The organism is Agrobacterium sp. DE0009 (assembly GCF_007680755.1).
GTDB classification, from domain to species: domain Bacteria; phylum Pseudomonadota; class Alphaproteobacteria; order Rhizobiales; family Rhizobiaceae; genus Agrobacterium; species Agrobacterium tumefaciens_B.
The window spans coordinates 15,122-28,738 of record NZ_VEIU01000001.1; the positions used below are offsets into that span (position 1 = coordinate 15,122).

General features: G+C 59.9%; 11 protein-coding genes. 7 read left to right on the forward strand and 4 right to left on the reverse strand.

Features of this window, described 5'->3' with window-relative positions:
* The first annotated feature begins 106 nt into the window (after nucleotides 1-106).
* Nucleotides 107-532, forward strand: coding sequence for a 50S ribosomal protein L17 (rplQ, locus tag FS804_RS00140; RefSeq protein ID WP_003521014.1), 426 nt, complete (start codon nucleotides 107-109; stop codon nucleotides 530-532).
* A gap of 426 nt (nucleotides 533-958) precedes the next feature.
* Here rplQ and msrQ read toward each other — a convergent pair whose 3' ends face one another.
* Both msrQ and msrP read right to left on the reverse strand, forming a co-directional pair.
* Nucleotides 959-1,624, reverse strand: a complete 666-nt coding sequence (msrQ, locus tag FS804_RS00145; RefSeq protein WP_063948604.1) for a protein-methionine-sulfoxide reductase heme-binding subunit MsrQ — start codon at nucleotides 1,622-1,624, stop codon at nucleotides 959-961.
* A 2-nt stretch (nucleotides 1,625-1,626) separates the two neighbouring features.
* Entirely contained in the window at nucleotides 1,627-2,568 is a 942-nt protein-coding gene (gene msrP / locus FS804_RS00150; RefSeq protein WP_144573917.1) for a protein-methionine-sulfoxide reductase catalytic subunit MsrP, read from the reverse strand.
* A gap of 307 nt (nucleotides 2,569-2,875) precedes the next feature.
* Between msrP and ilvD the strand changes: the two genes are divergently transcribed.
* Together ilvD and FS804_RS00160 are read left to right on the forward strand one after the other, a co-directional pair.
* Nucleotides 2,876-4,711, forward strand: a complete 1,836-nt coding sequence (ilvD, locus tag FS804_RS00155; protein WP_063949084.1) for a dihydroxy-acid dehydratase — start codon at nucleotides 2,876-2,878, stop codon at nucleotides 4,709-4,711.
* Between the two features lie 427 nt (nucleotides 4,712-5,138).
* Nucleotides 5,139-6,140, forward strand: a complete 1,002-nt coding sequence (locus FS804_RS00160) for a serine hydrolase (protein ID WP_144576270.1) — start codon at nucleotides 5,139-5,141, stop codon at nucleotides 6,138-6,140.
* A gap of 12 nt (nucleotides 6,141-6,152) precedes the next feature.
* On the opposite strand, the gene FS804_RS00165 is transcribed toward FS804_RS00160, so the two are convergent.
* Nucleotides 6,153-6,503 carry a lysozyme inhibitor LprI family protein gene (locus FS804_RS00165; RefSeq protein ID WP_144573918.1) on the reverse strand — a complete coding sequence of 117 codons (351 nt, stop codon included), beginning with the start codon at nucleotides 6,501-6,503 and terminating at the stop codon, nucleotides 6,153-6,155.
* A 214-nt stretch (nucleotides 6,504-6,717) separates the two neighbouring features.
* Here FS804_RS00165 and FS804_RS00170 point away from each other — a divergent pair, with 214 nt between their 5' ends.
* Entirely contained in the window at nucleotides 6,718-8,124 is a 1,407-nt protein-coding gene (locus tag FS804_RS00170; RefSeq protein ID WP_144573919.1) for a DegQ family serine endoprotease, read from the forward strand.
* Complete coding sequence (locus FS804_RS00175; RefSeq protein WP_063948609.1) at nucleotides 8,121-9,437, forward strand: replication-associated recombination protein A; 1,317 nt, start codon at nucleotides 8,121-8,123, stop codon at nucleotides 9,435-9,437. The genes FS804_RS00170 and FS804_RS00175 overlap by 4 nt, the downstream gene beginning before the upstream one ends.
* Nucleotides 9,438-9,549: 112 nt before the next feature.
* On the opposite strand, the gene FS804_RS00180 is transcribed toward FS804_RS00175, so the two are convergent.
* On the reverse strand, nucleotides 9,550-9,861 hold the full coding sequence (locus FS804_RS00180) for a DUF1883 domain-containing protein (protein WP_063948611.1): 312 nt from the start codon (nucleotides 9,859-9,861) through the stop codon (nucleotides 9,550-9,552).
* A gap of 238 nt (nucleotides 9,862-10,099) precedes the next feature.
* On the opposite strand from FS804_RS00180, the gene FS804_RS00185 reads away from it, so the two are divergent.
* Nucleotides 10,100-11,914 carry a methyl-accepting chemotaxis protein gene (locus FS804_RS00185; RefSeq protein WP_144573920.1) on the forward strand — a complete coding sequence of 605 codons (1,815 nt, stop codon included), beginning with the start codon at nucleotides 10,100-10,102 and terminating at the stop codon, nucleotides 11,912-11,914.
* Between the two features lie 407 nt (nucleotides 11,915-12,321).
* The gene (locus FS804_RS00195; protein WP_144573922.1) at nucleotides 12,322-13,605 is read left to right on the forward strand and encodes an extensin family protein; all 1,284 of its coding nucleotides are present in this window, start codon (nucleotides 12,322-12,324) and stop codon (nucleotides 13,603-13,605) included.
* The last annotated feature ends 12 nt before the right edge of the window (nucleotides 13,606-13,617 follow it).

Consider the following 13,617-nt stretch of genomic DNA (forward strand, 5'->3'; position numbering starts at 1 on the left):
CAGACCTCAAAGACTGCCTTTCCCCGTCAAACAGCAGGTAAGTCACCTGCATGTGCCAGGAAACGGCAGGCCTTAAAGAAGGAACCTGCGTAGAAGGAGAATAGCAATGCGCCACGGTAATTCAGGCCGCAAGCTCAATAGAACCGCCAGCCACCGCAAGGCAATGTTTGCCAACATGGCTGCTTCGCTCATCACCCATGAGCAGATCGTCACCACGCTTCCGAAGGCGAAGGAAATTCGCCCGATCGTTGAGAAGCTCGTCACCCTCGGCAAGCGCGGCGACCTGCACGCTCGTCGTCAGGCGATTTCGCAGATCAAGGATCAGGACGCTGTTCGCAAGCTGTTCGACGCGATCGCAGCCCGTTACGCAAACCGCAACGGCGGCTACCTGCGTATCATGAAGGCCGGCTTCCGCCAGGGCGACAATGCCGCTCTGGCCGTCATCGAATTCGTCGAGCGCGACGTTGACGCCAAGGGCGCAGCCGACAAGGCTCGCGTTGCTGCTGAAGCTGCTGCTGCCGAAGCCGCATAAGGTTTGACGCCGTTCAAGGCGTCGTGAGTTAAAAAAGCCGGGCGAGAGATCGCCCGGCTTTTTTGTTGCGGATAGTGGGTTTGCTGTTACCGGCGGTTTTGCCCGTGCCGGGGTTTATGATGCGGCAGGTGTCGCGCGATCCGGTTCACAATTTCGGTGAGGGGGAGGGGCAGAATATACACTCGGTCGGCCGTGTAATGCTTTGCCCAGAGGGTTTGCAGATCGTCTTCCCCCACGTCGCCTTCCGTAATGCGTTCGGCGAGTTGCGACAATGCCTGCCGCTGCCTCACATCTAACCCTTTACAAATTTGAGTCGGTTCGCATGCTGAGCCACGCGCAATAATGTGGAATACCTCGCTCAACGCGGCTTGAGTTGCTGAAGACAGTGCCATGCTTGTTGAAGCGGGGACGGTCTCTCGGGAGGGCTCATGCGTTTGGCGGCGCGTGTAAAGGCGCACGGCGTGGTTGGCGCGCGCGCTTGTATTGGAGGATCGGTTTGCGCACCAGCCGATAGCCCAACAGCACCACCATCGTGCTGATATAGAACATCGGCTCCAGCGTGATCGATTTCCGCGCCAGCACGAAATGCAGCACGCCGACGATGAGGACGAGATAGACGAGCTTGTGCAGCGTGTTCCAGCGGCTGCCGAGTTTGCGGATCGACCAGCGGTTCGAGGTCAGCGCCAGAGGCAGGAGCATGATGAGCCCTGCCATGCCAAACATGATGTAGGGGCGTTTGAGAATGTCGCCGGCGATGGAGCTGAAGACGAGGCCACGATCCAGCACCAGATAGACGGTGAAATGCGCCAGAACATAATAAAAGGCGATCAGGCCCAGCGCCCGGCGGTAGGCGATGAGGTTGAGGTTGAAGAGATCGCGCAGCGGCGTGACGAGCAGCCCGAGACAGAGGAAGCGCAGTGCCCAGATGCCGAGCAGGTGCTCGAAATCCTTGACCGGGTTGAAGCCGAGGCCGCCCGTTGCGGCGAGGTAGAAATACCAGACACCTGGAGCAAGGCCGATGACATAGAGCGCCCAGATGGCTGCCGGTTGGTAACGCTTCGGCAGCGAGGGAAGGGACAGGGCAATGGCCATGGTCAGTAATTCGCCTTCAGGTCCATACCCGCATAGAGGCTCGCCACTTCCTCGTAACCATTGAACATCAGCGTCGGACGGTTCTGCGTACCAAAAAAGCCGCCTTCGCCGATGCGTTGCTCCGTCGCCTGGCTCCAGCGCGGGTGGTCCACATGCGGATTGACGTTGGAATAGAAGCCATATTCGCGGGCATTGGAGTTTTTCCAGGTCGTTTCCGGCTGTTTTTCGGTGAGCGAGATCCGGACGATGGATTTGATGCCCTTGAAGCCGTATTTCCACGGCACGACGAGCCGGATCGGTGCGCCGTTCTGGTTCGGCAGCGTTTCGCCATAAAGCCCGACGGCGAGGATGGTGAGCGGATGGCGCGCTTCATCGAGACGCAGTCCTTCGACATAGGGCCATGACAAAGGCTGGAACAGGCCGCTCTGTCCGGGCATTTCCTCGGGCCGAACGACGGTCTCGAAGGAGACATATTTGGCGCTGCCCAGGAGCTCAACCTTGTCGAGCAGGCTCGCAAGCGGGAAGCCGATCCACGGAATGACCATCGACCAGCCCTCGACGCAGCGCATGCGATAAGTGCGCTCCTCAAGCTGATATTTCATCAACTCCTCTATACCGAATTCCTGCGGCTTCGAAACGAGGCCGTCCACCTTTACCGTCCATGGTGTTGGCTTGAACTTGCCGGAATTTTCCTTTGGGTCGGATTTGCCGACGCCGAATTCATAGAAGTTGTTGTAGCTGCTGACGGCGTCGAGCGGCGTGAGCTTTTCATCCAGCTTATAGGCACTGGCCTTTGCCGAAAGCGGTGCGGCGACGGCCTCGCGTCCCGCCAGGCCAACGGCTGCGAGCCCTGCCGCCGTTCCGAGGAAATTGCGTCGGGAGAGATAGAAGGACTTCGGCGTGATTTCTGAAGACGCAATATGAGGCGGACGATAGGCGGGCATGGTAACCTCCACAAAAGCCGGGTGCATCGGCGATAAATCGATTATGATAGCCAATACGGTCGCTGCACAGATATGTTTCAGCGTCGCGATGAAAAATAGGGCCGGCGGCTCGCAATCGCGCATTTGTGATGCCCGGCCCTTTATGGCAGGTCAAATTCAGGGGCGTACCGTACCGGACCGTACTGTTTTGAGCGAAGGTGACAGTGACAGCGCTCGCGGTTTGCGCTAGAAACACCGCAAAATAGGGAAGGAGCCATCTTGCCGCTTTCGCGGGACGCGCTTCTGGCCAGAGATCGAGGAAAACACCATGCCAGCCTATCGCTCCAGAACGACAACCCACGGCCGCAACATGGCGGGCGCGCGCGGCCTTTGGCGCGCCACCGGCATGAAGGACAGCGATTTCGGCAAGCCGATCATCGCTGTCGTCAATTCCTTCACGCAGTTCGTGCCCGGCCATGTGCACCTGAAGGATCTCGGTCAGCTCGTGGCCCGCGAGATTGAAGCGGCTGGCGGTGTCGCCAAGGAATTCAACACCATCGCGGTCGATGACGGCATCGCCATGGGTCACGACGGCATGCTTTATTCCCTGCCGTCGCGCGAGATCATTGCGGACTCGGTCGAGTACATGGTCAACGCCCATTGCGCCGATGCGATGGTGTGCATTTCCAACTGCGACAAGATCACTCCCGGCATGCTGAATGCTGCCATGCGCCTCAACATTCCCGCCGTCTTTGTGTCTGGCGGTCCGATGGAAGCGGGTAAGGTGGTTCTGCACGGCAAGACCGTTGCGCTCGATCTGGTTGACGCCATGGTGGCTGCTGCCGATGACAAGATCTCCGATGAGGACGTCAAGGTCATCGAGCGCTCTGCCTGCCCGACCTGCGGTTCCTGTTCCGGCATGTTCACCGCCAATTCGATGAACTGTCTGACCGAGGCGCTCGGCTTGTCCTTGCCCGGCAACGGCTCGACGCTCGCGACCCATTCGGATCGCAAACGCCTGTTCGTGGAGGCCGGTCATTTGATCGTCGATCTGGCGCGCCGTTATTACGAGCAGGAAGACGAAACCGTTCTGCCACGCACCATCGCCAACAAGGCGGCGTTCGAAAACGCCATGTCGCTGGATATCGCCATGGGCGGCTCCACCAACACGGTGCTGCATATCCTCGCCGCCGCGCACGAGGGCGGGGTGGATTTCACCATGGAAGACATCGACCGGCTGTCTCGTAAGGTGCCCTGCCTTTCCAAGGTCGCGCCCGCCAAGCAGGACGTTCACATGGAAGACGTTCACCGCGCCGGCGGCATCATGCGCATTCTCGGCGAGTTGGAGCGCGGCGGTCTCATCAACCGCGATACCTATACGGTACATGAGGCGACGCTTGGCGACGCCATCGACCGTTGGGACATCACGCGCACTAACAGCGAGACGGTGCGTGAATTCTTCAAGGCAGCGCCCGGTGGCGTGCCGACGCAGGTTGCCTTCAGCCAGTCCTCGCGCTGGGACGATCTGGATACCGACAGCGACAACGGCGTCATCCGTTCGGTCGAAAAGCCTTTCTCTAAGGATGGCGGCCTTGCCGTGCTTTACGGCAACATCGCGCTAGACGGTTGCATCGTTAAGACGGCGGGCGTTGATGAATCCATCCTGAAATTCAACGGCCCGGCGGTCGTTTACGAAAGCCAGGACGCGGCCGTGAAGGGCATTCTCGGCAACGAGGTCAAGGCGGGCGACGTGGTCGTCATCCGTTATGAAGGTCCGAAGGGCGGGCCGGGCATGCAGGAAATGCTTTATCCAACCAGCTACCTGAAATCCAAGGGCCTTGGCAAAGCCTGCGCGCTTATCACCGATGGTCGCTTCTCCGGTGGCACGTCAGGCCTTTCCATCGGTCATGCCTCGCCGGAAGCGGCGCAGGGCGGCGCCATTGGCCTGGTGCGCCAGGGTGACCTGATCGAGATCGATATTCCGAACCGCACGATCAACCTGAAGGTTTCCGATGCGGAACTGGCCGCGCGCCGCGCCGAGCAGGAAGAAAAGGGCTGGAAGCCGGAAGCACCGCGCAAGCGCAATGTCACCACAGCGCTGAAGGCCTATGCGGCCTTCGCATCGAGCGCGGATAAGGGCGCAGTGCGGATTTTGCCGGAGTAATCCTGTCGGCAGTGGGCGGCGAAGTACTGGCCGCAGCCTTGCGCGATGGCTGGAGCTTGCTGATCGGAAACGATAAGCTCTCTTCCGTCATGCTCGGGCTTGTCCCGAGCATCTGCAACCGACCAATACTACGCGATGTGGATAGATCCTCGGGACAGGCCCGAGGATACGTCGAGAGTGATGTTCGATCTGCAATTCGATCAGCCGCGCCCTGGTGCGGCTTTTTACTGTCTGAATTGAGTGCGAAGCCCAGCTCACAAATAGATTGAAGCGCCTCACAGGGTGATTCTTCGACGGCCTTCAACATTCTGTTTTTCCATCGCTAATACGAAACGACTTACAGCTGTTTCCTATCTCGTAGTCACATTGGAGTGATGTTCGTCCAGCGACCCTTTTCCAGAACGCAGCGATGACTACCTTCATCACCATGAAAAGACGAACCGCACTCGCCTTCATGGTGTCGCTACCTTTCGCCTCCATTGCCCGCGCGCAGACTGCCGGCGGTGCGGCTCGTTTCGAACCGTTGCTACGGGATGCGGACGCGCTTTCCAGTCTCAAGGCAGTCATCATCAGCATCGAGGGCGAGGAGGTTGCAAGCCGCGCTTATCATGGCGCGGGTCTTAACTGCTCCACCAATATCAAATCGGCGTCAAAATCGATCATTTCGGCGCTGGTCGGAATGGCCATCGATCGCAAGGTCATCGAGAGCGCGGACCAGCCGATCGCGACCATCCTGCGCAGCGATTTTCCGCAGAATCCCGATCCGCGGTTGGAGCGGATCACCATCGGCAATCTTTTGTCCATGCAATCGGGACTGGAGCGCATGTCGGGGCCGAATTACGGGCGCTGGGTGGCAAGTCGAAACTGGGTTCGGATGGCGCTCGGCTCCGGTTTTGCCGGGGAGCCGGGTGGTGGCATGTTGTATTCCACGGCGTCCACGCATCTGCTCTCGGCGATCTTGACCAAGGCCTCCGGCCGCTCGACACTTGCCTTGGCGCGAGATTGGTTTCGTCCACTTGAGGGTTTTGCGATCGGTGGCTGGGAGCGTGATCCGCAGGGCATCTATCTCGGCGGAAACCAGATGGCGATGACCGCTCGCTCACTTCTGGCCTTTGGAGAACTGTACCGGCGCGGCGGCGTAACGCCGGACGGGCAGCGACTGATTTCCCAGGCGTGGATCGACCAGTCCTGGCAACAGCGCACCAACTCCGTCTTTAACGGAGATGGTTACGGATATTGCTGGTTCATCAAGGAGATGGGCGGAGAAAAGGTGTTTTACGCCTGGGGCTATGGCGGCCAGATGCTTTACATTGTTCCGTCCAGAAGGCTCTCCGTGGTCATGACCTCGCGCGAGGACGCGCCATCGGCAAGGACCGGATACCGGGACCAGCTACACGGGCTGATGACAGACATCATCCGGGCAGTCTGATCATCGCTGATATCAGAGCGGCCGGTTGATGCTCTGGAAAGCCTCGCCAAGCTTATTCATTCGCTCGTCATACGCGCTCGACAAGCACGCCACGTCCGCCGCACATTCCTGTCGTTTCTTCAGCCATTTGCTCTGCTCGTCACGCAGCGTGTCGCGCGCGCCCATGGCCATCAGCTGGGTGAGGATATCAAACGTGGTGGCCATCTTCACATCCAGATCGTTGAGGGCGCGATTGTCGCAGATGGCTTTCTCGTCGGCTGCCAGATCGGGTTTTGCGCAGTCGAAGCTTGCCGCGGCGGCGGGCGAGGAAAGAGAGGAGGCGAGGAGCAGGCCGCAGGCGAGGAGAGGCTTTTTCAAATCCATGACGGGTCTCTTTGAGAAATTCGTGTTCGGAGGAAACCGGAAAGCCCGCTCACCGGTTCCATGTCGCCGGAGCCGAGACACAGGAAAAAGCGGGGATTGGAAAAGTGTGGTCGTCTAAAAGATGCCGTCGAAACGATAGCCATCATCTTGCCGCTCTTTGCTTTACAGGCTTTGGCGTTATAACTCCATCATACTGATGACGATGAGGAATCACATGCGAAGCGTGTTGAAGTATCTGTCTACCGGCTTTCTCGCCGCGCTTGTTCTCCTGCCCGGTGGCGCGGGCGCGCAGGACACGAAAACCGTGCCGGCAAGCCACACGGAAATGCAGCTCTCCTTCGCGCCGCTGGTGAAGCGCACGGCGGGTGCTGTGGTCAACGTCTATGCCGAGCGCGTCGTCCAGCGGCGTTTGTCGCCCTTTGCCGGCGATCCCTTCTTCGAGCAGTTCTTTGGCCAGCAGATGCCGAACCGCACGGAAAAGCAGTCGTCGCTGGGTTCGGGTGTGATTGTCAGCGCCGGCGGGCTGATCGTGACAAACAATCACGTCATCGATGGTGCCGACGACATCAAGGTGGCTCTGGCCGATGGACGTGAGTTTTCCTCAAAGGTGCTGCTGAAGGATGATCGGGTCGATCTGGCCGTGCTGCAGATTGACGCCAAGGAGCAGTTCCCGGTGCTGTCGCTCGGTAATTCCGACAGGATCGAAGTCGGTGATCTGGTGCTCGCCATCGGTAACCCTTTCGGTGTCGGCCAGACCGTTACGAGCGGTATCGTTTCCGGCCTTGCGCGTAATCAGGTGACGCAGGGTGATTTCGGCTTCTTCATTCAGACAGATGCGTCCATCAACCCCGGTAATTCCGGCGGTGCGCTGATGAACATGGCGGGTGAGCTGATCGGCATCAATACGGCGATATTCTCCAAGGGGGGTGGCTCGAACGGCATCGGTTTTGCCATTCCTGCCAATCTGGTACGGGTGTTCGTGGCTGCCGCCGAAAGAGGCGATGCGAACTTCCAGCGGCCCTATATCGGCGCCACGTTCGATCCCGTGACTTCGGATGTCGCCGAGGCGCTTGGCTTGCACCGTGCCCGCGGCGCGCTCGTCGTCAGCGTCACCAAGGGCGGTCCGGCAGAAAAGGCGGGCATCGAGCCCGGTCAGGTGGTGACCGCCGTCAATGGCTTCGAGGTCGAGCACCCCGATGCGCTCGGTTATCGCCTGACGACTGCCGGCATCGGTAAATCCGCCGAACTGACTGTCGTGGAGAAGAGCAAGGAAAAGAAGCTGACGATTGCGCTGGACACAGCGCCGGAAACGGCGCCGAGGGACGAACGTCTGATCGAGGGGCGCAATCCTTTCGCCGGTGCGACCGTTGCCAATCTCTCGCCCAAGCTTGCGGATGAATTGCGCATGCCGTCGCAGGTAACGGGCGTCGTCATTACCGATGTCAAGCGTGGGTCGCCGGCCTATCGCGTCGGCTTCCAGCCCAAGGACGTCATCCTGTCCCTTAACGGCGCGGATATCGGATCGACCGCCGCTGTCGAAAAGGCGCTTGATGACAATCCCGGTTTCTGGCGCGTGGAAATCCTGCGTGACGGGCAGCGGATCCGGCAGTTCCTGCGATGAGCGATGACCTCTTCGCCCCGCAAGTGCCCGTGGAGGTCGCCAACCGGCGGCCTCTTGCCGATCGTCTGCGGCCGAAAACGCTGGCGGAGGTGAGCGGGCAAGAGCATCTGACGGGCGAAGAGGGCGTTCTGCGCCGGATGATCGACAGTGGATCGCTGGGCTCAATGATTTTCTGGGGACCGCCCGGCACTGGCAAAACCACGGTTGCCCGCCTGCTTTCCGGCGAAGCGGGCCTCGCCTTCGAGCAGATTTCCGCGATCTTCTCCGGTGTCGCCGATCTCAAGAAGGTATTCGAGGCGGCGCGCACGCGCCGCATGAACGGTCGCCAGACGCTGCTGTTCGTCGACGAAATCCACCGCTTCAATCGGGCGCAGCAGGATAGTTTTCTGCCCGTCATGGAAGACGGTACCATTATTCTCGTCGGCGCCACCACCGAAAATCCGTCGTTTGAGCTCAATGCCGCTCTTCTGTCGCGGGCGCGTGTGCTGACCTTCCGCTCGCATGACGAAGAGAGCCTCAGCGAGCTGTTGAAGCGTGCCGAGCAGGCGGAGGAGAAACAGCTTCCGCTGACGGAGGAGGCGCGCGCGAGCCTGATCCGCATGGCCGACGGCGACGGCCGCGCCGTACTGACGCTTGCCGAAGAGGTGTGGCGCGCGGCGCGCAAGGATGAGATTTTCGATACGGAAGGGCTGACACGCATCGTGCAGCGGCGTGCGCCGGTCTACGACAAGAGCCAGGACGGTCATTATAATCTGATCTCGGCGCTGCATAAGTCGGTGCGAGGGTCTGACCCGGATGCGGCGCTTTATTACCTCGCCCGGATGTTCGATGCAGGCGAAGACCCGCTCTACATCGGACGCCGGCTGGTACGCATGGCGGTCGAGGATATCGGTCTTGCCGATCCGCAGGCGCTTTCGATCTGCAATGCGGCCAAGGATGCCTATGACTATCTGGGCTCTCCGGAAGGGGAGCTGGCGCTCGCCCAGGCGTGCGTCTATCTCGCAACCGCGCCGAAATCCAACGCCGTCTACACCGCCTTCAAGGCGGCGATGCGCGCAGCGAAAGAAAACGGCTCATTGGTGCCGCCGAAACATATTCTGAACGCCCCTACAAAGCTCATGAAGGGTGAGGGTTATGGTGACGGCTACCGTTATGACCATGATGAGCCCGATGCTTTTTCAGGGCAGGATTACTTCCCCGAGAAGATGGGGCGCACGACATTTTATGATCCGCCGGATCGTGGCTTCGAAAGGGAAATACGCAAGCGCCTCGACTGGTGGGCGAAGCTGCGCCGCGAGCGCTCGACGCGCTAGCGTTTGCGGCGCCCGGCCGGAAATCGTGCCTCGGGCGGTCTTGAGAAAGAGATTCAGGTCGCTGGTAAAATGATTCGCCAAATGGCCGTAAGTGACTGTTTCTAAACCGCGATCAGGATGCTTTTCGGTGCATCGCCTGCGGCTGTGCAGGCAGCATCTTGACCGAGGATTCCGCCAGAGCGCCATGGCCTTCGGCATCGATGATCAGATGCCAGTGCAATGTCTCTGGGATGGCGAGACGGATCGGGGATTTTTTCGCCACGCCGCCGAGATATTTGAAATCGAGCAACTCGGTGAAGCGCTGAAAATTCGCACCCGTCATCAGGCGAACGTTATTGATCGCCGACAGGGATACCTCGATGACCGTACCGGCTCTAAGCTCCTTCAGGTCATAATGTGTGTAGCGAAAATTGGGCCGGGCCATCGCGCGTCTCCCTCAACGTCATTTTGGTCAGCAAGGATAAGCGCCTACGATTAACGCTATCTTTAGATGCGGCCAGTCAGTCCGAAAATCCCTCCCTGACATGGCCCGCGGAACCCGCGACGAGACGCCTTCAGCCATAGGCGAATAATACGAACGTATAATATTCGCATTTAATAATAATCAATTTCTTGCTCCTAACATCGGCTGGTCGAATTGCTGTCATCGACTTGGGGGGAAGATGAAAAACGTCACAATATCCATGCGCCTTTACGCGCTTGTCGCCTTGTTTCTGGCGATACTGGCTGCCGCTCTCACATTCAGCCTGTTTGAAAGCTACCACGAGATGGAGCGGGAGCGGAAAGCCGGACTTGCGGCGATGAACGAGACCGCCGTTGCCATTCTCAAGCAATATTACCAGTTGGAGCAGGGCGGAAGCCTGACGCGGGAGGCGGCGCAACAACAGGCAAAGACAACGATTGCGGCCATGCGTTACGGCAATGGCAGCGGTTATTTCTGGATCAATGACATGCATCCGACCATGGTGATGCATCCGATCAAGCCTGAAATGAACGGAACCGACCTCACGGGCAACAAGGATCCGAATGGCAAGGCGCTGTTCGTTGAGTTCGTAAAAACGGTCAAAGCGGGCGGCCAGGGCTTTGTCGATTATTACTGGCCGAAGCCCGGCGCGCCGGACCCGGTCGAGAAGTTCTCGCATGTGGCCGGTTTCGCCCCTTGGGGCTGGATTGTCGGCACCGGGGTTTATGTCGACGATCTTGAAGCCGTGTTCTGGCGCGACGCCTATTTCAACGGCGGCCTTTGCATCGCGGTTGGCCTTGTTGTGGTGGGCATTGCCGCCTTGGTGGTTCGCAGCGTTACCCGGCCCATCGATCTCATTCGCCAGAGCATGCGGCGGATCGCGGATGGCGATGGCGAGGCGGATATCCAGTTCGCCGACCGTCGTAATGAAATCGGCGCGATTGCGAAGACGCTGCTGGTGTTGCGTGACAGCGTCAATGAGCGCAGCGCCTTGCAAGCGCGCCAGGCAGACCAGCAGCGGGCGCTGGAGGCAGAGCGGCGCGGCAATGAAATGGTGCTGCGTTCCGCGTCCGACAGGCAGGCACATGCCATGGAGCAGCTCGGCAGCGCGCTCGAGGCGCTCGCCGATGGTGACCTGACCGTGTCTCTGACCGATATCGGAACGGATTACGAAAAGCTGCGGCTGGACTTCAACCGCGCCGTCGGCGCCCTGCATGGCGCGATCGAAGCGATTGCGAGAACCGGCCACGTTGTCAATGACAGCGCGTCCGATATCAGCGGCGCGACCGGCAATCTTTCGCGCCGCACCGAGCAGCAGGCGGCAGCGCTGGAAGAGACGGCGGCAGCTCTCGACGAGATCACCGCCACCGTGCGTACCGCCTCCGGCCGGGCAAACGAGGCCCGGCAGATGGTGCAGGATACCAAGTCCAGCGCCGGTCGATCGGGCGAGATTGTGCGCAATGCCGTCGACGCGATGGGCCGTATCGAAGAGTCCTCGAAACGCATCGGGCAGATCATCTCGGTTATCGACGAAATTGCCTTTCAGACAAACCTGCTTGCGCTGAATGCCGGCGTCGAAGCAGCACGGGCAGGCGAGGCGGGCCGGGGTTTTGCGGTCGTGGCACAGGAGGTGCGTGAACTTGCGCAACGCTCTGCCAACGCAGCCAAGGAAATCAAAACGCTTATCAACCGCTCGGCGGAAGAAGTGGGCGGCGGCGTTGCGCTGGTGCGCTCGACCGGTGATGCGTTGGAGGAAATCGTGGCTCTGGTCAACCGGGTGGAAGGCCACGTCAACTCCATCGCGACCGCAGCACGCGAACAGGCGACGGGGCTGCAGGAGATCAACACTTCCGTCAACCACATGGATCAGATGACCCAGCAGAACGCTGCCATGGTGGAAGAAACCACCGCGGCCAGCCAGACATTGGCAGAGGAAAGCCAGCAGTTGCGGGCGCTGCTCTCCCGTTTTGAACTGGGACATGGTGCGAGCCGGGAGACTGCCCGGGCGGCGTGAGTTCAGGTGGTTTGAGTGACGTTGGAGGGCGCGGCCTGGCTGCGCCCTTTTTTCGTTGAGGCTTGATTTAGGCCTCTCTCTGACATTTTCGCACAGCATTTCGCGCATTCCAGCGGCTATTGTCTCGCCGAGTTTTTTCCGCCCGCCATGTCAGCCTTTAGCCGGTATGTGGCCATCCCCCGTCCTTGGCTGAAAGCATTCTTGTCGCCGCGCAGACGCGAGTTGGATGGATTCCGGCGCATGGCCGGAATGACGGACGTTATCTGGTCGTGCCTTTTCGCTTTCCGGATACCTGAGAACTGCCGGGTTCGTTATTTCCCGGCACCAATAAGGTTTCGTTTACCTCATTTCTTTAAAATTTATCCTGTATTGCCGCGATTGCGGCCGCTGAAGGTACAGGTTCTCGTATGGCGTATGTTTCCCTTCCGCGTCGTCTTGTGACGTTGCTGATGATTTCCACGGTCATGGTGTCATGCTCGGCGGAGGGTCTCGTACCCCCGGCTGAGGTTGATGGCACGACCCGTGTCAGCGCCATCAGGTCCTCGCGGCAACAGGGCTACAGTGCGCCCGCCGGTGCCGTCCACCAGGCCGCGCGCGTGCAACAACCAGACGACTACGCCGGCGTTGTTTCGCAGCCAATGCCCGAGGCCTATGCATCGCAGGATCCGCTGTTGCAATCGCCGCAGGGTGCACAGGGTTATTCTACACTCGAATCGCAGCATCAGGCGCGCATGGCGGCCAGCGGTCATTCCGTCATGGCACCGCAGGCCAGTCAGAACCAGCCCGATACACAGCAGCAATTGGCCAGCAACCAGATCGCCGAAGGCGAGGGTGGCGTGAACATGGATTCCATGCTGGGTGTCGAACCGGTGCGCGGCCTTGCCGAGGAACAGGATGCGGATATTGCCGAAGGCGCGTCCGCGCAGCCGGTTGTAGATGGGATCGGCACGGACAATCCGGTGGCGATTTCACCTGCCCGTCGGCAGCCGGCAGCCAGCCAGTCTCGCCTCATTCCGCCGCCACCGCCAGGGTCCTCCGGCCGGCGCCAGCCGGTCGAGGAAGTTGCCATGCTCATGCCCAACGATCCGATGGCGCGTGGCGGACCGCAAAGCAGCCGCATCATGCCGCCCGGTGTCATGCCATCCTCCGAGGTTGCCTGCCGCGCCGAGTTGCGCCGCCTCGGTGTCGCCTTCCGTGACGTTGCCCGCATCGCTGATGGCCCGACCTGCGGCATCGATTATCCGATCGAGCTCAGCGGCCTTGCGAGCGGCGTTGCCATCCGCCCGGCTGTGAAACTCAATTGTCAGGTGACGCTTGCCTTCGCCAAATGGGTCAAGTTCGAACTCGTGCCATCCTCACGCTTCCGTTATCTGTCCGGTGTCGGCCGCATCACGCCGATGGGTGGATATTCGTGCCGCAAGATGAACTCGCGCTCCAGCAATCCGTGGTCTGAACATGCGCGCGGCAACGCCATCGACATCGGCACCATCACGCTGAAGAACGGCAAGGAAATCGATGTGCGCACCAAGAGTTTTTTCGCCTTTCGCGAAAAGGCTCTGCTGAAGGCGGTCCGCTCGGACAGCTGTAAGTATTTCTCGACCGTCCTCGGCCCCGGCAGCGACCCGAACCACTGGAACCACTTTCACTTCGACCTGCGCACGCGAAAGTCCGGTTACAGACATTGTGACTGAGGCGTAACCACG